This is a genomic window from Pseudomonas sp. AOB-7, assembly GCF_003696305.1.
In the GTDB taxonomy this organism is placed as follows: domain Bacteria; phylum Pseudomonadota; class Gammaproteobacteria; order Pseudomonadales; family Pseudomonadaceae; genus Aquipseudomonas.
Genome location: NZ_RFFK01000004.1, coordinates 282737 through 302615, shown reverse-complemented (window position 1 = coordinate 302615; position 19879 = coordinate 282737). Strand labels below are relative to the sequence as shown.

The following is a 19879-nucleotide window of genomic DNA, read 5'->3' as shown; positions in this document are numbered from 1 at the left end:
TTGGGAGTTTCCCCAGGCCGAGCTCTCAACTAGAGTAAGCCCGCTACCCCTTTCGGGCAGCGGGCTTTTTTATGGGCGTTTGCCGGAGGCACCGATGGTCTATGTACAGCGCGACGCCGCGGGGCGGTTGCTGCGGGTCGAATACGAGCCCTTCGCGGGAATGACGGAAAACCTGGCGGTCGAGAGCGATGAGCTGCAGGCCTGGTTGGCGGCCAAGGAAGAGGTCAGGGCGCGTCTGGATAGCCTCAAGCAGTCCGATCTGGAGTTGGTGCGCGTGCTGGAAGACGTGGTCAGCGTGCTGGTCGAGCGCGGTGTGATCCGCTACACCGACCTGCCCGAAGCGGCGCGGCAGAAGCTCGACCAGCGTGCCATCGCGCGGGCCGAGATCGAAGGCCTGAGCGGCCTGCTCGGCGACGACGAACACAACCTGGTGTGAGCCTGGCCTGGACGCAATCCGGGAATATCGGGGAGTCCCGCTGAGCTTTCCGGACTGCATCCGGGCCGTGAGCCCGTGCCGTCGCCGCCAGGCACTGGCGGATAGCCTGGGCGCCTACTGCCAGGGCGCCGGCGCACCGATCAGGCGACCCATGGCGCCATGCACGCCGAGTTCCTCGAGCACGCGCAATTCCCCCTCGGTTTCCACCATCTCGGCGATCAGCGGCAAATCGATGCTGTTGGTGGCGCGGAAGATCGCCTCGATGAACAGGCGCTTGTCGCTTTCCTGGTCGATGGCGCGGATGTAGGTGCCGTCGATCTTCAGGTAGGCCAGGCCGAGGTGGGTGAGGTTGCCGATCAGGCTGAAGCGGCCGCCGAAATGCTGCAGGCCCAGGCTGAAGCCGGCCTCGCGAACGCTCTGGCTCAGGGCTTCCAGCTCTGCCGGCGGTGGCAGGTGACGCTCGTCCACCTCCAGGGTCATCAGCTGCGCCGCTTCGGGGTGGCTCTTGAGCATGGCCAGCATCTTGGCCTTGCTCGACGCATCGCGCAGGGTCGCGGCGGACAGGCTCAGGGCCAGCGGCTCGGGGTGCTGCGCCAGGTGGGCGAAGCTGTGTTCGAGCATCGCCAGGTCGAAGCGCGCGGCCCAGCCCAGGCGCTCGATCCAGGGCAGGAAGCGTCCGGCGGCGATGGCCTCGCCCTGCGGGTCGAGCAGGCGCGCCAGCACCTTGCGTTGCAGCAGACGCTCGCGCGCGGCGCACTCGGCCACCGGCTGGAAATACAGCTGCAGCTTGCCCCTGTTCAGCGCATCGTCGATCCAGCTGCGCCAGTCGTGCAGGCCCTGGCCGCTCTGCGCGGTGAAGTCGTCGAGGCGTTCCCAGCATTTGTCCGCATTGCTCTGCGCCTGGGCCAGCGCCTGGTCGGCGCGGCCGATCACCGCGCCTGGTTCCTCGCCTGGGCGAAACGCGGCGACGCCGATATGGGCGACCGGATCGCAATCGCTGGCACCGGTCTGGCGCAGGTTGTCCAGGCCCTGGCTGAGTTCGATGGCCAACTGGTCGGCGTCCTCGCCGCTCAGACCCGGGGCGAGCAGGGTGAATTCGCCGCCCCGGCTGCGCGCGGCCAGCCACTCGCTGCGCCCCGGAGCCTCCAGCAGGCGCTTGAGCAGCTCGCCGAGGGCGCCGATCAGGGCGTCGGTGCGCTGGCCGCCGAGACGCTGGTTGAGGCCGCCGAGGTCGTTGACTCGCAGCAGCAGCAGGTAGCCGTCGGCGTGCTGCTCGCTGACCACCAGCTGATTGCTCAGACGGATGTCGAACTGGCGGCGGTTGGCCAGGCCGGTGAGGCTGTCCTGGTAGGCTTCCTCGCGCAGCTTCTCGCTGCGCGCGGCTTCTTCGGCGAACAGCGTCTTGAGTTTGTCGACCATCTGGTTCATCGCCAGCACCACGCGCTTGAGTTCCGGGGTGCGCGGCACGCGGGGCAGGGTGAGGAACTCGCGGCGGGTGATGGCCTGCGCCTGCTGCACCATGTTGTCCAGCGGGCGCAGCTGGGTGCGCAGCAGCCAGCCGCCGAGCACCGCGCTGACCAGGCCGCACAACAGCAGCCAGAGCAGGCTGCCCAGCGCGCTGTCCCACAGCTTGGCCAGGGCGAACTGAGGATGGCTGAGCACCTCGACCCGCGCGGCCTGTTCCCAGCCGCGCATGATCAGAGCGTCGCCGCCCTGCGGGCGCAGGTCGACCAGCTCGACGAACCAGCGCGGCACGTTCTCCGGGGTGACCGTGGTGCGCCGTTCCACCACCAGGCTGCCGTCGGCGATGCGTACCACGCGGATGCTGGCGAAGTAGCCGCTGTCGAAGATCGAGCTGACCATCAGCTCGATCATCGCCGGGTCGTCCACGTGCGGCGTCATCGACAGGCCCAGCGCCGTGGCGGCGTCCTGGGCGTGCGAGCGCAGCTGGCTGATCAGCTGTTCGCGCGAGCTCTCCACCCCGGCGATGAAGCTGCCGGTGAAGGCCACCACCAGGAACAGGCAGATGGCGAGAAACAGCTGCTTGAGTAGGGACATGGATCTTTCCTCCTAGCCATCGCCGATGGCGAAGCCCTCCGCACGCATTTTTTTCAGGATGTCCTGCCAGCGCGAGAGCTTCTTGGTGTCGCTCTTGCGGGTATTGGAACCGGCGAGGTAGAGGCCTTCGGCGTTGAAGGCGTAGACCGGCAGCAGGTCCTTGCGCTGCGAGGCAGGGCGGATGTCGTTGATCAGGTTGTCCAGCACCAGCGGCTCGGCGGTGGGGCTGGCGTAGTAGGTCAGTACCATGTGCGCCTGGTTGTAGTTCAGCGCCTTGACGTAGGTGATGCGCAGCTTCTCGCTGGGAATGCCGAGGCGGCGCAGGGTGAAGTACTTGGCGATGGAGTAGTCCTCGCAATCGCCGGCGCCCTTGACCAGCATCTCGACGGGGGTGGCCCAGTAGTCGTTCTGCTGCCACAGGCGGATGTCGTCGGTGAAGCGGATGGTGCGGTTGAAGAAGCGGTTGACCTCGCCGAGCTTGTCCGCCTCGGACAGCGTGGCGCTGCTCTTGATCAGCGCGTCCCAGTCGAGGATGCGCTGCTTGGCGGCGCCGAGGCTGCCGTAGCGGCTCTCGGCGTTGCGCAGAACCAGGGCGAAGTCCCAATTGGCCAGGGCCAGGCCGGCCAGCAGCCCGCCGCCGACCCAAAGGATCAGCAGACGCCGTTGCCATCCCTGAATGCGCTGCCGTGGCCGCATGGGGCTGCATCTCCGCTTCGATCGGCTGAAGTCTAGGCGACGCGCTGGCGATTTGCCCCGTGAACGGGATGAAATTGTGACTGCCGGGGGCTGCCGGATTGCATCCTGGCTACGCCGGGGCACAGGGGGCGTGAGAACAGCCTTGCGTCAGGGATTGGGCAGGGTCTTCTGCTTGAGGATATACAGGCTGACCAGCACCGCGCTGGTGAGCATGAAGGCGCGTGCCCAGGGCAGGGGCACCAGGTAGCAGGACAGGGCGATGCTCGCCCACATCAGCGCCAGCGCGTAGACCTTGCCCTTGAGCGGAATGCCCTGGCCGTCGAGGTAGTCGCGAATCCAGGGCCCCAGGTGTGGGTGGGTGACCAGCCAGATGTAGAAGCGCCGCGAGCTGCGCACGAAACAGGCGGCGGCCAGCAGCAGGAAGGGGGTGGTCGGCAGCACCGGCAGGAAGATGCCGATCACCCCCAGCGCCACGCACAGCCAGCCCAGTGCCAGCAGCAGGTAGCGAACGCCGCGGTGACGGCTTTCCTGGATTTCACGAGGCATCTTCGGGCCCGGACGGACGCCGGCCGGGGCGCCTGGCCCCGGCCCACGGGATCAGTGCTGGCGGGGCTTGAGCAGCGCGGGTTTTTCCTCCGGCGCCTGGCACAGCAGGAAGAGTGCGGTGAGCAGCTCGGGAATCTGGTCGATCATGCTGTCCACCAGGTCGCGGTCGCGGGCGATCTCGGCGAACTCCGCTTGCTCGTCGAACAGACCGGAACCGACCATGATCGGCAGCAGCAGCTCGCTGACCTCGTCTTCGGCGTCCTCGAACCACACCGCCTCGCGCAGGAACACGCCTTCCATGAAGCCGATGCACCAGCCGCGCAGGTCGGAGTCGTCCGGGTCCTCGCCCAGGTCCAGCTCGCAGGGCAGCTCCGGCTCTTCCTCGCCGGCCAGCTGGCGGGCGATATGCGCCTTGAGGTGGATCAGGGTGTTCTCGATCTCCTCGCGCTCGGCCTCGCTGCGGTAGTGCGGCGGTTCGGCGAACAGGGCGTCGATCCACTCGCGCTCGGGCACCTGGTCCGGGCAGATCGCCAGGGCGGTCAGGTAGCCATGGGCGGCCACGTAGTCCAACGCCTCTTCGTGCAGCTCATCGGCATCGAGAAAGGCTTGCAGGCGGGACAGTTGCTCGGCGAAGGACATCGTGGGGCTACCTTGAAGGAGTAAACGAGGCTGGATTCTAGTCCACCGCCGCCCCAGCGGCCATAGCGGCGGGGCCTGGCGAGGGCAAAAGCCCGGCTTCGGACAGGCTGGCGCCCTGTTGCCGGCAATCCTGCGGCATAATGCGCGGCTCGATTCGGAGGCCTTCATGCTCGACCACGCCCAGCGCATCCTCAAAGACGTATTCGGTTACGACGCCTTCCGCGGCAATCAGGCCGCGATCATCGAGCGCGTGGCCGGCGGCGGCGATGCCCTGGTGCTGATGCCCACCGGCGGTGGCAAGTCGCTGTGCTACCAGGTGCCGGGGCTGTTGCGCGACGGCCTGGCGGTGATCGTCTCGCCGCTGATCGCGCTGATGGACGATCAGGTCGCCACCCTCGACGAGCTGGGCGTGGCCGCGGTGGCGCTGAACTCCACGCTGAGCAATGACGAGCAGCGCGAGATCGCCGAGCGCATCCGCCGTGGCGAGATCAAGATGCTCTACCTGGCGCCCGAGCGCCTGGTGCAGCCGCGCATGCTGAGCTTCCTGCAGGGCCTGGAGATCGCCCTGTTCGCTATCGACGAGGCGCACTGCGTGTCGCAATGGGGCCACGATTTCCGCCCCGAGTACCTGCAGCTCGGCCAGCTCGCCGAGCTGTTCCCGCAGGTGCCGCGCATCGCCCTGACCGCCACCGCGGACAAGCGCACCCGCGAGGAAATCGTCCAGCGCCTGCACCTGCAGAACGCCGAGCGCTTTCTGTCGAGCTTCGACCGGCCGAACATCTTCTACCGCATCCTGCCCAAGGATCAGCCGCGCAAGCAGCTGCTCGGCTTTCTCGCCGCGCGCAAGGGCGATGCCGGCATCGTCTACTGCCTGTCGCGCAAGAAGGTCGAGGAGGTCGCCGATTTTCTCAGCAGCCAGGGCTTTCCGGCGCTGCCCTATCACGCCGGCCTGCCCAACGAGTTGCGCGCCTATCACCAGAAGCGCTTTCTCAACGAGGAAGGCTTGATCATGGTGGCGACCATCGCCTTCGGCATGGGCATCGACAAGCCCAACGTGCGCTTCGTCTGCCACCTCGACCTGCCCAAGTCGCTGGAGGCCTACTACCAGGAAACCGGCCGCGCCGGCCGCGACGGTCTGCCCGCCGATGCCTGGATGGCCTACGGCCTGCAGGACGTGATCTTCCTCAAGCAGATGCTCAACAACTCCGAGGGCGACGATCGCCACAAGCGCATCGAGCAGCACAAGCTCGACGCCATGCTCGCCCTGTGCGAGGAAACCCGCTGCCGCCGCCAGGTGCTGCTGGGCTATTTCGACGAGGAACTGGCGCAGCCCTGCGGCCATTGCGACAACTGCATCGACGGCGTCGAGACCTGGGACGCCACCGAGCCGGCGCGCCAGGCGCTGTCGGCCATCTACCGCAGCGGTCAGCGTTACGGCGTCGGTCATCTGGTGGACATCCTGCTCGGCCGCGACAACGACAAGATCCGCGCCGTCGGCCACCAGCACCTGACGGTATTCGGCGTCGGCAAGGCGCTCTCCGAGGTCGAGTGGCGCACCCTGTTCCGCCAGCTGGTCGCCCGCGGCCTGGCCGACGTCGACCTGGAGGGCTTCGGTGGCCTGCGTCTGAGCGAGGCCTGCAGGCCGCTGTTGCGCGGCGAGGTCGGTTTGCAGCTGCGCCGCGAACCCAAGCCGGCGCAGACCGCCAAGGCCTCCAGCAGCGCCGCTAGCCAGTTGGTGCGCAGTCACGAACGGGAGATGTGGGAGGCGCTGCGCAGCTTGCGGCGCAAACTGGCCGAGGAGCACAGCGTGCCGCCTTATGTGATCTTCCCCGACGCCACCTTGCTGGAGATGCTGCGCAGCCAGCCCGGCTCGCTGAGCGAGATGGCCCAGGTCAGCGGCGTCGGCGCACGCAAGCTGGAACGCTATGGCCAGGCCTTCCTCGAAGTGCTGGGCGGCGCCGCGCAGGAGGCGCCGGCGCCGGTGGCCGACCTGCGTCATGAGTTGGTCAGCCTGGCCCGCGCCGGCATGACCCCGACGCAGATCGCCGGCCAACTCGGCTGCAGCGAGAAGAACGTCTACAGCCTGCTGGCCGAGGCCATCGGCCAGCAGCAGCTGTCGCTGGAGCAGGCGCTGGATCTGCCGGAAGAGCTGCTCGGCGAGATCCAGGAGGCCTTCCTCGACGGCGAGGGCGAGCTGCCGGCGGTGAGCGAGATCGCCCCGCTGTTCGCCGGGCGGGTCGAGGAGGCGGTGCTCTACTGCGTACGCGCCGCGCTGCAGGCCGAGTTCGAGGTCTGACGCACGATTGTCGTGATTCTGGCGGCAACTCGATGACACGGCTAAGGTGTGGGGCAAGCCGCCAACAGACGAGGTAACGGTGCCCAGCTATCACGCCTGGCTCGACGACGTCCGCCCCAGCCCCTATGCCGACCAGCTCAGCCTGGGGTTCCGCTGGCTGCGTTTTTCCCGCGTACTGGAGCGCGAATACCGCAGCCATTTGCTGGACGAGAGCTTCGAGCTCAAGCGCATCGCGCTGAGCACGGCGATGGTCATCTGGCTGGCGCTCAGCGTGCTGGACCTGATGCTGGTGCAGCCGCCCCATTTGGGTTGGATTCTGGCCGTGCGCGTGCTGGTGCTGGTCATTCTGGTGGCCTGCGCCGCCCTGATCCTTCAGCGCCGCCACATCCGTCTGCTATTACCGCTGAGCATGACCTGCATCCTCGCCCTGGGCATTGGTGCTGCGGTGATCGTTGGCATCGCCCACCACGCCGACCCCAGCTACCCGTACGAGGGGCTGCTGCTGGTGAGCATGGCGGCGTATTTTCTGGTCGGCCTGCGTCTGAGCGAGGCGCTCGGTTGTGCCTTGGCGGTACTGCTGGTCTACATCGGCGCCGAGTGGCTGGCCGGCCTGCCGCTACCGCGGTTGATCAACAACGTGCTGTTCCTGCTGTTCGGCAACCTGATCGGGGCGGTGGGCTGCTATCTGCTCGAATACAAATCGCGCGAGTACTTTCTCATCAGCCGGCTGATGCGCCTGCTGGCCGACCGCGACAGTCTCACCGGTCTGCACAACCGGCGCAGCTTCAACCGCCAGTTCGAGCGCCTGTGGCGTCAGGCGCAGCGCGATGGACAGTCACTGGCACTGCTGCTGTGCGATATCGACCACTTCAAGGCCTACAACGACCACTACGGCCATCAGGCCGGCGACACCGCGCTGCAGCGCGTCGGCGCCCTGATCGAGCAGGCCGCGCGGCGTCCGCTGGACATGGGCGTGCGCCTGGGCGGCGAGGAATTCGCCCTGCTGTTGTTCGACATCGGCGCCGAGGAGGCCAAGCGCCGTGCCGAGGCGCTGCGCCTGGCGCTGGTGGAGCTGAATATCGCCCATCAGGGTTCGGACAGCGCCAGTATGCTGAGCATGTCCATCGGCATCGCCTGCCTCAGTCCCAGCGTCGGCGGCGAGCTGAACCAGCTCTATGAGCATGCCGACCGCGCGCTCTACGAGGCCAAGGCCTTCGGCCGCAATCAGGTGGTGGCCTGATCCGCGGCCGAGACTCGTGGCCGCATTTCAGTCGCATTCTGAAACGCTCGGCCACAATCCGGGCTTGCCCTGCGCTCGCGGTTATGGCTAGCTAGCTAATAATTAGTTTTTGACCTTTGTACGAGCCCGCTCCCCCATGTCTTACCCCGATCAACACCGCTTCGCCATGCAAGTCGCTCAATTATCCCGCGCCTGGCGCTCCGAACTCGACCGTCGTCTGGTCGGCCTCGGCCTGTCCCAGGCGCGCTGGCTGGTGCTGTTGCACCTGGCCCGTTTCACCGAGATGCCGACCCAGCGCGAGCTGGCGCAGAGCGTCGGCGTGGAAGGGCCGACCCTGGCGCGCCTGCTCGACAGCCTGGAGGCCCAGGGGCTGGTGACCCGCGTCGCGGTGCCCGAGGATCGCCGGGCCAAGAAGATCGCCCTGCAGCCCAAGGCGCAGCCGCTGATCGAGAAGATCGAGGCGATTTCCACCCAGCTGCGCCAGGAGGTCTTCGCTGGCATCGACGAAGAGGACCTGCGCCGCTGCCAGCAGGTGCATGCCCGGGTGCTGGGCAACCTGCTTAAGTAGTGCTCCGTTAGTGTCAATTTTTCGGCTGTGTTGCGGTCGATAGTCGTTTTTGCCTGATTTTTGACTTCTAGCCCTTGATGGCAATGTGCTTCGTCGGCAAACTGGCGCCCAAGCCGCTACTTTGTGAATTAGTAGCCATACTGCAACACGAGCCGGGTTCGACAGGGACAGTGTCGCCCCGACCTCGGTCTACTGTTCAGGGCGCCAGCCTCCCGGCCATCGGGACGCTCATACAGGAAGTGGAGGAGGCGGCGTTCGAGCCTGCATAACCCTGGAGGTCACATGGCTCGGGTGCGTCAGTTGATGTTGGGTTTGGCGTCGGGTTCTGCCCTCTATTCGGGCATGGCGCCGGCGCTGGGACTGGGCGAGATCACCCTGCACTCGGCGCTCAATCAGCCGCTGGAGGCGGAGATCGAGCTGCTGGCGGTCGGCGATCTCGGCGCCGAGGATCTGCGCGTCGCCCTGGCGCCGGCCGAGGTGTTCAGCCGCTCGGGCGTCGAGCGTTTCTACTTTCTCAACGACCTGCGTTTCACCCCGCTATTGCGCGGCTCGCGCAGCGTGATCCGGGTGGTGTCGAGCCGGCCGGTGCGCGAACCCTATCTGAATTTCATCGTCGAGGTGGCCCGTCCGGATGGGCAGCTGCTGCGCGAGTACACCGTGCTGCTTGATCCGCCGGGTTCTGCCGCCTACACCGTACAGGCTGCCCCCAGCCCAGCAGCCGCCGCGCCAGCACCTAGTGCGGCGCAGCCGGCGGCCGCTCCCGCGCGGCGCAGCGAGCCGCCCAGCGCCGCCCAGGGCTATCGCCAGCCGGTGGTGCGCGGCGACAGCCTGTGGTCGATCGCCGCGCGTCTGCGCGAGCAGGGCAGCCCGCTGTCGCAGCAGGCGCTGATGGACGGCATCCACGCGCTCAACCCCAGCGCCTTCGTCGGCGGCGATGCCAACCGGCTGCTGGCCGGCGTCGAACTGCTGCTGCCCGATGCCGCGCGCCCGAGCACGACTGCCGCAGCGCCGGTCGAGTCCCCGGCAATGGCCCTCGAGGCTGCCGCCGCTGCGCCGTTGGTCGCCGCGCCGCCGGCTGCCGAGCAGGCCGAGAGCCTGCAGCAAGTGCTGGAAAAGCAGCGTCAGGTCGACCAGGAACTGGCCAGCCAGGCCGCGGAGAACCTGCAGTTGCAGCAGGGCCTGGCGCAACTGCAGCTGCAGTTGCAGCAGCTGCAGGAGCAGTTGGCGCTCAAGGATGCGCAACTGGCCGAGCTGATCGAGCAGGGCGCTGCCGCCGCGCCCGCTGCAGAGCCGGCCGCCGTGCTCGCCAGCGCACCGCCGCAGGCGGCGCAGGAGCCGCCGCTGGCCGCCGAGCGTGGCTGGTTCGCCACCCTGCTGGCTGGCGGCGTGGTGCTGCTGTTGCTGCTCGGTGCCCTGGTCTGGGCCGCACGGCGGCGCGATAAGGCTGCGTCGGTGGTTCAAGTCGAGCCGCCGGCACAGCGCCCTGTGGCGCCGCTGCGGCCGGCGCCGGTCGCAGTCGCCAAGCCGGCCGTGGTGCCTACTCCGGCGCCGACTCCGCAGCAGCGCCCGGCGGCACCGGTCGACCCGCTGGAGGCAGCCAACGTCTATATCGCCTACGGCAGTTTTAGCGAGGCCCGTGGCGAGCTGAGCAAGGCCCTGGCGCAGGCGCCGCAGCGCAGCGACCTGCGTTTGCGCCTGCTGGAGGTGCTGGCCGAGCTGGGCGATGGCGCCGCCTTCGAACGCGAGGAAGCGGTGCTGCGTGCCGAAGGCTTCGATGCGGCGCGGCTGGATGCGCTCAAGGCTCGCCACCCGGCCCTGCAGCAGGCGCCGCAGCCCGCCCCTAGCCAGCCCCCGCTGGCGCCGCCGGCCGCCGAGCCCTTGGCCGAGCCCGACTTCCAGCTCAATCTCGACGACCTGCCGCTGGATGCCGACTGGGACATGGTCAGCCCCTTCGAGGCCGCCCGCGGCAAGACCAAGGCGGCCGCCGCGGCGGAGTTCGATGCGGGGTTCTCCAGCAACCTGCAGGAACTGCCGGAGGTGTTCGAGCTGGACGAGGAGGTGCAGACCGTCAGCGCCTTCGGCGAGATGGAGATGGTGGTGGGCGGCGAGGACGAGTTGCTCGACGAGCATTTCCTCGATGCCTTCGCCGGCGAGGCCGATGCCACTGCGGCGCTGCAGGGCGATATCGAGCAGCTGGCCGGCAACCCCGAACACATGGCCAAGCTCAACCAGGCGCTGGCCTATATCGAGCAGGGCAACCTGAGCAGCGCCTGCGACATTCTCAACGAGGTGATCGACCAGGGCGACGACCGGCAGAAACAGGCCGCGCGCCAGTTGCTGGCGGAAATCGCCTGATCCGCCCGACTCGCTGCGCCGACAGGGCCGCGCTTGCTGCGCGGCCCTGTCTTTTATGGGGCTGGTCGTCGAGGCCCGGATGCAATCCGGGACAGCCTAGCTCGGGTGCCTGGTTACCCCGGGCGAGGAGAACGCCCCGTGGGAGCCGACTGGCTCCTGCTGTCAGAAGCTCTTGCCCAGGTTCAGGTACAGCGCCTTTTCCCGCTCGTCGTTGAAGCCGTAACTGAAGTTCACCGGGCCCAGTGGCGTATCCAGGCCGAGGAAGATGCTGGCGGCGTTGATATAGCCGCTGTCGAAGGCGTTGTCGTTGTTCCAGGCGCGGCCGCGCTCCAGCGACATGCCCAGGTACAGGGGCAGGTCCAGCGGCAGCAGCGAGCGCTGGGTCAGGCGGCGGTAGTAGATCAGCCGCGCCAGCGCCACGTTCTGCCCGCTCAGGGCGTCCTGGCGGAAGCCGGACAGCTCCTGGGCGCCGCCGAGGATAAAGCCGGAGGTGACCACGTCGGCCTCCTCCAGGGTGCGCCCGTAGCGCCCGCCGAGTACCCAGGTATTGGCCTCGACGCTGAATACCTTGTTCAGCTCCAGCTGCCACTGACGGTACTCCTCGTCCGAGCCCAGGCTGCTGTCGTACTGGCGCAGCAGCAGGCCGATGTCTTCGCCGGTGGTCGGGAAGTCGACGTTGTCCAGGGTGTCGAAGGAGTACATCAGTTCGTAGTAGCCCTCGCTGAAGCTGAAGCTGGGCAGGTCGCGCTCGCCGACGCGTACGTCCGCCTCGCCCCAGGCCTGGCCGAGGCCGAAGCGGATCTCGCCGTTGTTGGCGATCTGCCGGCCGAGGTTGAGGCCGTAGCCGTAGCGCTCCAGGCGGTATTCGGCGATGGGGTCGTTGTCCAGGATCGCCTCGATATTGCGCGCCTCGCCGAACAGGTAGGGGGCGACGAAGTAGCGCGAGCCGGCGTCCAGCGGCTGGTAGAACTCGCTGTACAGTTCCTGGCGGTCGCCCAGTTGCACGCGGGTCAGCCACTCGGCGCCCAGCTGGTTGATGCCGTTGACGCGGTAGCTGGCGCCGATGTTGAAGGCGCTGTCGCCGCGCATGTCGTCGGACAGGTTCAGGCCCAGGCGCAGGTAGTCGGTGCCGGTGCGCTTGCCGCGCGCGTCGATCACCAGCGCGCTGCCGCGTTCGTCCAGCGGCGTCACGCGGTACTGCACGCGCTCGAAGTAGTCCAGGCCGTACAGGGTGCCCATGTCCTTCTGCAGGCGGTCCATGTCCAGCGGCTCGCCCTGCGGCTGGCGGATGTGCCGGCGGATCACCGCGTCGCCGACCTTGGAATCGTTCTCCACGCGGATCTCGCGGATCACCGGGGTGCGCTGCTCGCGCGAGCGCGCCATGGCCAGCGCCGGGTTGCCGCCGCCGCTCTGCTGCAGGCGGGCCAGGCGCTCGGCCTGGATCTGCGTGGCGCGGTAGCCGGCGTCGATCATCTGCTCGGCGCGGGCGAAGTCGGTGACGCCGAAGCCGGCCAGCGGCGGCTGGATCAGCACGTCGTCGGCCGCCAGGGTGGCCAGCTGCGCCTCGGAGTTCTTGCGCGTCATCAGGGTGATCGACTGGTTCATCACGTCGACCACGGTGGTCAGCTGCTCCACGGGTTTGAGCGGGGTGCCGAGGTCGACCACTATCACCCGCTCGACGCCCATCTGCCGCGCCACGTCCACCGGGATGTTGTTGACCATGCCGCCGTCCACCAGCAGGCGGCCGTCCAGCTCCACCGGGGCGAATACCGCCGGGATCGACATGCTGGCGCGCATCGCCTGGGGCAGGTGGCCGCGGCGCAGGATCACCTGCTCGCCGTTGGCGATATCGGTGGCCACGGCATGGAAGGGGATCGGCAGGCGGTCGAAGTCGCGGGTGTCGCTGCGGTGCACCAGCAGGCTCTCCAGCAGCAGCGCCAGGTTCTGCCCCTGGATCACCCCCAGCGGCAGGCCCAGGCTGCCGTCGTCGCGGAAACTGAGTTTCTGCTTGATCAGGAAATCGCGGTCGTCCTGCTTGCGGCGAAAGGGCACGTCCTCGCGCGGCGGCGAGTCGGACAGCGCCTGCTGCCAGTCCAGCTCCAGCGCCAGGCGCTGCAGTTCCTCCACCGAGTAGCCGGCGGCGTACAGCCCGCCGACTATGGCGCCCATGCTGGTGCCGGCGATGGCGTCGACGCGGATGTTCTGCTCCTCCAGCGCCTTGAGCACGCCGATATGCGCCAGGCCGCGGGCGGCGCCGCCGGACAGCACCAGGCCGACGCGTTCGGCGGCGAGGGCGGGCAGGCTGGACAGGGCGAGCAGGCAGAGCAGCGAACGGAGCAGGCGGCGCATGGCGGTTTCCGACGAGGGCAGGGCGAAAGGCCGCTATTATAGGCGCCAAGCCCTATCCCAGAGCCGCTGCCATGTCCGATTGCAAGCCCGAAATCGTCATCACTTATTGCACCCAGTGCCAATGGTTGCTGCGCGCCGCCTGGCTGGCCCAGGAGCTGCTCAGCACCTTCGCCGACGAGCTGGGCAAGGTCAGCCTGGAGCCAGGCAGCGGCGGGGTGTTTCGCATCCTCTGCGATGGCGTGCAGATCTGGGAGCGCAAGGCCGACGGCGGCTTTCCCGAGGCCAAGGTGCTCAAGCAGCGGGTGCGCGACCAGATCGACCCGGGCCGCGACCTGGGGCATAACGACCGGTAACCCTAGGGTGCGCCGTGCGCACCATGACTCCTGGGGCGCGTAGGTCGGGGGCGCCCGTCACCCTCAACGCGCCATACGCGCCGAAACGAAAATGGCGCTGACGATCAGCGCGCCGCCGGCCAGCATGCGCAGGGTCGGCTGCTCGCTGAACAGCCACCAGGCGAAGAGGATGCCGTAGACCGGCTCCAGGGCGAAGATCACCGCCGTGGTGCGTGCCTTGAGTACGCGCAGGCTGGCGACGAACAGGCTGTGCGCCAGGCCGGTGCAGAAGATGCCGAGCATCGCCAGCCACAGCCAGTCCATCGGCCGCACGCTGGGCAGCAGCGGCCAGGCCAGCGGCATGAAGCAGACGAACACCGTGATGTTCTGGTACAGCGCCGCCTGCACCGGGTCGAGGCCGCGCGTGCTGGCGCGGTTGAGCAGCGACAGCAAAGCGAACAGGAAGCCGGACAGCACCGCCCACAGCAGACCGCCGGTGGCGCTGCTGGCGAGGCTGAATTCCGGGGTCACCAGGATCAGCCCGAGGCAGACCACGGCGACCATGGCGAACTCGATGGGGCGGGTGCGCTCGCGAAACAGCAGTCCCTCCAGCAGCACGGTGAAGGCCGGGAAACTGGCGAAGCCGAGCGTGGCGATGGCCACCCCGGAGACCTTCACCGCCTCGAAGAAGGTCACCCAGTGCCCGCCCAGCAGCAGGCCGCCGAGGCCCAGCAGGGCGAACTGGCGCAGGCTCGGGCGTACCGCGCTGCGGCTGCGCCAGAGCAGGGCGGCCAGGCCCAGGGCGAGGATGGCGAAGATCGCCCGGCCGCCGGCGATCATGTTCGGCGTGGTCGCCGCCAGTTTGCCGAAGATGCCCGACAGGCCGAACAGCAGGGCGCCGAGGTGAATCGCCAGCAGGGCGTTACGTTCCTTCATGCCAGGCGCGCGCCGTTGGGCAGCGGCTTGTCGAAGCCGGCCAGGACCACGCGGTTGTCGCTGTCATAGACCCCGGTCACCAGCACCTCGGAGCGCACCCCGGCGATGCGCTTGGGGGCGAAATTGCACACGCACAGAACCTGGCGGCCGAGCAGTTCGGCGCAACTGTAATGCGCGGTGAGTTGGGCGCTGGACGTCTTGATGCCCAGTTCGCCGAGGTCCACCTCCAGCACGTAGGCGGGTTTCACGGCTTTGTCGTTGGGGCGCGCCGAACGGATGGTGCCGACGCGCAGCTCCACCTTCTCGAAATCCTGCCAGTCGATATGTTGCATGGGGCACTCCTGATTACTGACGCGCAGTCTAGGCGCCTCGCGCAGGGCTGTCTGTCGCAGGAATTGCGGGTTTTGTCGTCGGACTCTCGCAGGTTGGCGCTGAGCGCAGCGAAGCCCAACAGGGAGCGCCTGGCGCTGCGCCCGGTGATCGCATGGCGTTCTGCGTGGCGATCGCCGTTGGGCTTCGGCGCTGCGCGGCTCAACCCAACCTACGCGCTGCGCGCCTCAACCCAACCTACGCGTTGCGGCGCAATTGCCGCGGGGTCATGCCCAGGTGGCGGGAGAGGGCGGCGGTAAAGGCGCTCTGCGAGCTGTAGCCGACCCGCGCGGCCACCTCGCCGACGGCCAGGTCGCTGCCGCGCAGCAGGCGTTCGGCCAGTTGCAGGCGCTTGTCACGGATATGTTCCATCGGCGTGCGCCCGGTTTCGGCCAGGAAGCGGGCGTGGAAACGCGCCACCGACAGCCCGGCCAGGCGCGCCAGGTCGGCCACCTGCAGCGGGTGCGCGGCGTGCTGCTCGATATGCCGGTCCAGCGCCGCCAGCGGCAGGCCGCCCGGGCGCGCCTCCTGGCTGGCGCAGGCCAGGCTGCTGAGCAGCAGGGCGGCGCCCTGATTGGCGATCACCGAATCGTTGATCGGGCTGCTGGCGAGCCAGCCGAGCAACTGGCCCTGAACCGGATCGAGCTGCAGCGCTCGCGGACTATCCAGCAGGCGCTGGATGTCGCTCGCATGGTGGCCGAGCTGGCGTTCGAGCCAGTCGTTGGCCGGCAGGTCCAGCACCAGGCACTGGCTGCCCTGCGGGCTGCCGCAGGCGTGGCGGGCGCCGGCCGGCACCACCGCCAGTTGGTGGCGCCGTACCCGGCTGCCCTGGCCGTCCACTTCGAACTGCAGCTCGCCGGCCAGGCCGAACACCAGCTGGGCATGGTCGTGGCTGTGGCACAGCAGTTCATGGCTGTAGTGACGCAGGGACAGGATCGGGGGCATGGCGGCTTCCTCGGCAACGCCGGCAGTGTACCGCCTGTCCGGGGCTGGTGCCTCGTCATCGAACGGTCTTTTGCCTGTCACAAGCCTTTCACCGCCAGCGCTCAAGCTCGTCGAAACCCAGCCGGAGCCCGCCCATGACCAGCGCCCAGCTCGCCAAGCCCAGCCGCAAGCAACGTGTCCGCACTCTGTGGATCTCCGACGTGCACCTCGGCACCCGCGACTGCCAGGCCGAGCACCTGGCGGCCTTCCTCAAGCGTTATTCGGCCGACCGCATCTACCTGGTCGGCGACATCATCGACGGCTGGAAGCTGCGCGGCGGCATCTACTGGCCGCAGGCGCACACCAACGTGATCCGCCGCCTGCTGACCATGAGCAAGCGCGGCACCGAGGTGATCTACGTCACCGGCAACCACGACGAATTCCTGCGCCGCTACTCCAGCCTGATGCTGGGCAATATCCAGCTGGTCGACGAGGCCGAGCACGTCACCGTCGACGGTCGTCGTCTGCTGGTGATCCACGGTGACCAGTTCGACGTGATCACCCGCTACCACCGCTGGCTGGCCTTTCTCGGCGACTCGGCCTACGAGTTCACCCTGACCCTCAACCGCTGGCTCAACCATTGGCGCAGCCGCTGGGGCTACGGCTACTGGTCGCTGTCGGCCTACCTCAAGCACAAGGTCAAGACCGCGGTGAACTTCATCAGCGACTTCGAGGAGGCCATCGCCCACGAATGCGTCAAGCGCGGCCTGCAGGGCGTGGTCTGCGGCCATATCCACCACGCCGAGATTCGCCAGGTCGGTGGCGTGGAGTACATGAACTGCGGCGACTGGGTGGAGTCCTGCACCGCGCTGATCGAGCACTGGGACGGGCAGATCGAGCTGTACCGCCTGGCCGAGGCGCAGGCGCGTCTGGCCGGCGAGGAGCAGGCCGCCGCCGTGCTCGAGAGCGGCGCATGAGGATACTGATCGTCTCCGACGCCTGGACGCCGCAGGTCAACGGCGTGGTCACCAGCCTGCAGGCACTGGTGCGCGAGCTGCGCGGCCTGGGCCACCAGGTCAAGCTGCTGTCGTCGGCGGACTTTCGCGCCGTGCCCTGTCCGACCTACCCGGAGATTCCGCTGGTGTGGAACCTGTGGCGGGTCGGCGCGGCGATCCGCGACTTTCGTCCCGACTGCGTCCACCTGGCCACCGAGGGGCCGCTTGGCTGGACGGCGCGGCGCTGGCTGGTCAGGCGTGGCCTGGCCTTTTCCACGGCCATCCACACCCGCTTTCCCGAATACGTCAGCACCCGCTGGCCGTGGATCGCGCCGCGCTGGGGCTATGCCTTCCTGCGCGCCTTCCATCGCCCCAGCCAGGCGGTGCTGGTGACCACCGAGCGGCTGCGCGAGGAGTTCGCCGGCTGGCGCTTGCAGCGTCTGCAGCTGTGGCGCAAGGGCGTCGATAGCGAACTGTTTCGCGTCGACGGCGAGCGCCCGCGGCCGCCGCGGCCGATCTTTCTTTACGTCGGGCGCATCGCCCCGGAGAAGAACCTCGAGGCCTTTCTCGATCTGGACCTACCCGGCGAGAAGCGCGTGGTCGGCGACGGCCCGCAGCGCGAGGCGTTGCAGGCGCGCTATCCGCAGGTGCGCTTTCTCGGCTATCGCCATGGCCGGCAACTGGCCGAGGCCTACCAGGATGCGGCGGTGCTGGTGTTCCCGTCGCGCACCGATACCTACGGTCTGGTGATGCTGGAGGCGCTGGCCTGCGGCACGCCGGTGGCCGCCTATCCGGTGGCCGGGCCGCTGGACGTGCTGCTGCAAGGACAGAGCGGGGTGATGGACGAGGATTTGCGCAGCGCCTGCCTGGCGGCGCTGGAGCTGCATCGAGGGCGTTGCGCGGAGCTCGCTGCGGCGCAGTCCTGGCGCGCCTCGGCGCTGGAGTTTCTGGCGTTGCAGCCGCTGATCGACGGTGAGCTGGTGCTGGGCAAGGTGCTGGCGGACGGCCGTTAGCTGGCTCGCTCGGTGCGCACGGCGCCCCTGCACGAGCGTGCGCCAAGCTACAGAATGACCTTGTCGCGCAGCTTCTCGGCGGCCTGGTTGAGCGCCTGGATCACCCGCTCCTTGTCGAAGTTCTGGATGCCGTTGGTGTCCAGGTACATGGAGAAGCCCGGCAGTTCGTGCTCGACGTAGCTGGAGGTGGCGCCCAGGTCGCGGCGGAAGTCCACCACCTGGTAGATCTGCACCGGGCGGGTGAAGCCCTTGACCGCGATCTGGCCCTTGTCGCGGCACATGATCACGTCCTTGACCAGCGAATAGGTCTCGTGGGAGATGAGGATCTCGCCGGATTCGGCGGCACTTTCCAGGCGGCTGGCGAGGTTCACGTCGCGGCCGATGATGGTGTAGTCCATGCGCGTGTCGGCGCCGAAGTTGCCCACCGTGCAGTAGCCGGTATTGAGCCCCATGCGGATTTCCAGCGGCTTGGTGATGCCCTGGGCGCGCCATTGCTGACGCAGCACCTTCATGTGCTTGCGCATGGCGATGGCCATGGACACCGCCGCCACCGCGTCCTTCTTGGCGCCCTGGCTGCTGGGGTCGCCGAAGAAGATCATCACCGCATCGCCGATGAACTTGTCGATGGTGCCGCCGTACTTCAGGCAGATCTTCGACATCTCGTTGAGGTAGGTGTTGAGCAGGTCGGTCAGCGCCTCGGCTTCCAGCTCCTCGGACAGCTCGGTGAAGCCCTTGATATCGGAGAAGAACACCGTGAGCTTCTTGCGCTGGGTCTCCAGGCGCACGCTCTTCTTGCCGGTGAAGATCGACTCCCACACCTGCGGCGACAGGTATTTGGCCAGGTTGCGCGCCAGCCGCGCGGCCTTTTCCTGCTCGCGCTTGATCTCGCTGCGCACCTGGGCCAGGCGCAGGCCCTGCTGGTTGACGAAGTAGGCGGTGATGCAGATGTACAGGGTGGCGAAGAGGATACTGACCAGCGCCACCAGGGTCGGGGTATCGGTATTGAGATGAACTTCCACCAGCGCGGCGCACAGCGCCAGGCTGCTGCCGGCCACCAGCAGGGCCAGGCCCAGGTAGCGCAGGCCGCCGATGACCAGGGCGCTGAAGCTCAGGGTGAGCAGGAACATCAGGCTGGGCACGCTGGAAAAACCCAGCAGCACCGCGGCCGCGCCGGCATGCAGGGCGTCGATGAACAGCAGGGCGAGGTCGGTCTGCCCGGGGTGGTCGCGTTTGAAGCGGCGGCTGAGGTTGTGCGCCAGGTGCGGGTAGAGCAGGGCGTAGGGCACCATCCACAGGATGTCGTAGGCGAAGTGGCCGACGACGGTGCCGGCGGCGATGCTGGCGGCCGTGGCGATATAGGCCAGTACGCGCGAATAGTATTCGCGCAACGGCGGCGTCGGCAGCCCGTTGACACGGCTGGGGGTGGCTGACTTCATCTGCTGAAACTATCCCTGCTGGATTTCTGGCGTCTCTTGCTGGACGCCTGGAGTGGTCTGCAAGACCTGAGCCAGGAGCTCGATGGGCGGGGATCATAACCAAGGGGGTGGCGGTCAGCCAAGCGCGACCGCCGAGTGGCGCCAAAGTAACGGCAGGCGGTCGGTGGGAGGCTCCGTAGGGGGCGCGGTGCGCACCGCTGACAGGAAGGCTAGTGCGTGCGGCGCACCCCAAGAGGTGGCTGAAACCGTGCGGCTAGAAGCGGATGCGGCCGGTAAAGGCATCCTTGAGCATCACCCAGTCGCCCATCAGGCTGTACAGCGGGTACTGGAAGGTGGCCGGGCGGTTCTTCTCGAAGACGAAGTGGCCGACCCAGGCGAAGCCGTAGCCGGCCAGCGGCATGGCCAGCAGCCACAGCCACTGCTGGGTGGCCAGGGCATAGGCAAGGATCGCCAGCACCAGCAGGCTGCCGACGTAGTGCAGGCGGCGGCAGGTGGGGTTGCTGTGCTCCTGCAGGTAGTAGGGGTAGAACTCGGCGAAGCTCTGGTAGCGTTGGGTGGTCTGAGCGGTCATGGCGCACCTCCTGTTATTGTCGGCGTCAGTCTCTCGGGCATGCCAGGCAGGCACCCCCACATCATGAAGAACCACACAGCATGCCCACCGCCCTCATCCGGCGCTTCGCGCCACCTTCTC

18 protein-coding genes are annotated in these 19879 nt (G+C 67.9%); 8 read left to right on the top strand and 10 right to left on the bottom strand.

Annotated features, from left to right (window positions below; all coding sequences use genetic code 11):
* The first annotated feature begins 94 nt into the window (after positions 1–94).
* Positions 95–436 carry a hypothetical protein gene (locus EA796_RS10295; protein ID WP_021442241.1) on the top strand — a complete coding sequence of 114 codons (342 nt, stop codon included), beginning with the start codon at positions 95–97 and terminating at the stop codon, positions 434–436.
* A gap of 114 nt (positions 437–550) precedes the next feature.
* Here the strand turns inward: EA796_RS10295 and lapD are convergent, their stop codons facing one another.
* The 4 genes from lapD to EA796_RS10275 form a co-directional block, all read right to left on the bottom strand.
* Entirely contained in the window at positions 551–2494 is a 1944-nt protein-coding gene (gene lapD / locus EA796_RS10290) for a cyclic di-GMP receptor LapD (RefSeq protein WP_122108543.1), read from the bottom strand.
* Positions 2495–2506: 12 nt separating this feature from the next.
* On the bottom strand, positions 2507–3190 hold the full coding sequence (gene lapG, locus EA796_RS10285; RefSeq protein WP_021442243.1) for a cysteine protease LapG: 684 nt from the start codon (positions 3188–3190) through the stop codon (positions 2507–2509).
* Positions 3191–3337: 147 nt separating this feature from the next.
* Complete coding sequence (locus EA796_RS10280; protein ID WP_021442244.1) at positions 3338–3736, bottom strand: YbaN family protein; 399 nt, start codon at positions 3734–3736, stop codon at positions 3338–3340.
* Between the two features lie 51 nt (positions 3737–3787).
* Complete coding sequence (locus EA796_RS10275) at positions 3788–4375, bottom strand: YecA family protein (RefSeq protein ID WP_021442245.1); 588 nt, start codon at positions 4373–4375, stop codon at positions 3788–3790.
* Between the two features lie 166 nt (positions 4376–4541).
* On the opposite strand from EA796_RS10275, the gene recQ reads away from it, so the two are divergent.
* The 4 genes from recQ to EA796_RS10255 all read left to right on the top strand — a co-directional run bounded on the left by recQ (position 4542) and on the right by EA796_RS10255 (position 10834).
* Positions 4542–6671 (top strand): DNA helicase RecQ, encoded by a 2130-nt coding sequence (recQ, locus tag EA796_RS10270; RefSeq protein ID WP_122108542.1) that lies wholly within the window; start codon positions 4542–4544, stop codon positions 6669–6671.
* Positions 6672–6750: 79 nt separating this feature from the next.
* Positions 6751–7911 (top strand): diguanylate cyclase, encoded by a 1161-nt coding sequence (locus EA796_RS10265; protein ID WP_021442247.1) that lies wholly within the window; start codon positions 6751–6753, stop codon positions 7909–7911.
* Positions 7912–8047: 136 nt separating this feature from the next.
* Positions 8048–8479, top strand: coding sequence for a MarR family transcriptional regulator (locus tag EA796_RS10260; RefSeq protein ID WP_021442248.1), 432 nt, complete (start codon positions 8048–8050; stop codon positions 8477–8479).
* A gap of 282 nt (positions 8480–8761) precedes the next feature.
* Positions 8762–10834 carry a FimV/HubP family polar landmark protein gene (locus tag EA796_RS10255; protein WP_256679200.1) on the top strand — a complete coding sequence of 691 codons (2073 nt, stop codon included), beginning with the start codon at positions 8762–8764 and terminating at the stop codon, positions 10832–10834.
* Positions 10835–10996: 162 nt separating this feature from the next.
* Here the strand turns inward: EA796_RS10255 and EA796_RS10250 are convergent, their stop codons facing one another.
* Positions 10997–13183, bottom strand: a complete 2187-nt coding sequence (locus tag EA796_RS10250; RefSeq protein ID WP_122108541.1) for a patatin-like phospholipase family protein — start codon at positions 13181–13183, stop codon at positions 10997–10999.
* Between the two features lie 71 nt (positions 13184–13254).
* On the opposite strand from EA796_RS10250, the gene EA796_RS10245 reads away from it, so the two are divergent.
* Positions 13255–13536 carry a SelT/SelW/SelH family protein gene (locus EA796_RS10245; RefSeq protein WP_122108540.1) on the top strand — a complete coding sequence of 94 codons (282 nt, stop codon included), beginning with the start codon at positions 13255–13257 and terminating at the stop codon, positions 13534–13536.
* Positions 13537–13599: 63 nt separating this feature from the next.
* On the opposite strand, the gene EA796_RS10240 is transcribed toward EA796_RS10245, so the two are convergent.
* From EA796_RS10240 to EA796_RS10230, 3 genes are all read right to left on the bottom strand, one after another.
* Positions 13600–14451 (bottom strand): DMT family transporter, encoded by an 852-nt coding sequence (locus EA796_RS10240; protein ID WP_122108539.1) that lies wholly within the window; start codon positions 14449–14451, stop codon positions 13600–13602.
* On the bottom strand, positions 14448–14783 hold the full coding sequence (locus tag EA796_RS10235) for a tRNA-binding protein (RefSeq protein WP_122108538.1): 336 nt from the start codon (positions 14781–14783) through the stop codon (positions 14448–14450). The genes EA796_RS10240 and EA796_RS10235 overlap by 4 nt, the downstream gene beginning before the upstream one ends.
* A 235-nt stretch (positions 14784–15018) precedes the next feature.
* Positions 15019–15765 carry an AraC family transcriptional regulator gene (locus EA796_RS10230; protein WP_122108537.1) on the bottom strand — a complete coding sequence of 249 codons (747 nt, stop codon included), beginning with the start codon at positions 15763–15765 and terminating at the stop codon, positions 15019–15021.
* 134 nt (positions 15766–15899) lie between these two features.
* Between EA796_RS10230 and EA796_RS10225 the strand changes: the two genes are divergently transcribed.
* Entirely contained in the window at positions 15900–16721 is an 822-nt protein-coding gene (locus EA796_RS10225; RefSeq protein ID WP_021442696.1) for a UDP-2,3-diacylglucosamine diphosphatase, read from the top strand.
* Positions 16718–17752 carry a glycosyltransferase family 1 protein gene (locus EA796_RS10220; protein WP_122108536.1) on the top strand — a complete coding sequence of 345 codons (1035 nt, stop codon included), beginning with the start codon at positions 16718–16720 and terminating at the stop codon, positions 17750–17752. The genes EA796_RS10225 and EA796_RS10220 overlap by 4 nt, the downstream gene beginning before the upstream one ends.
* A gap of 47 nt (positions 17753–17799) precedes the next feature.
* Here the strand turns inward: EA796_RS10220 and EA796_RS10215 are convergent, their stop codons facing one another.
* The gene (locus EA796_RS10215; protein WP_021442694.1) at positions 17800–19188 is read right to left on the bottom strand and encodes an adenylate/guanylate cyclase domain-containing protein; all 1389 of its coding nucleotides are present in this window, start codon (positions 19186–19188) and stop codon (positions 17800–17802) included.
* 253 nt (positions 19189–19441) lie between these two features.
* A complete protein-coding gene (locus EA796_RS10210) occupies positions 19442–19759 on the bottom strand; it encodes an Mpo1-like protein (RefSeq protein WP_122108535.1) in 318 nt (105 codons plus the stop codon).
* Positions 19760–19879: the final 120 nt, after the last annotated feature.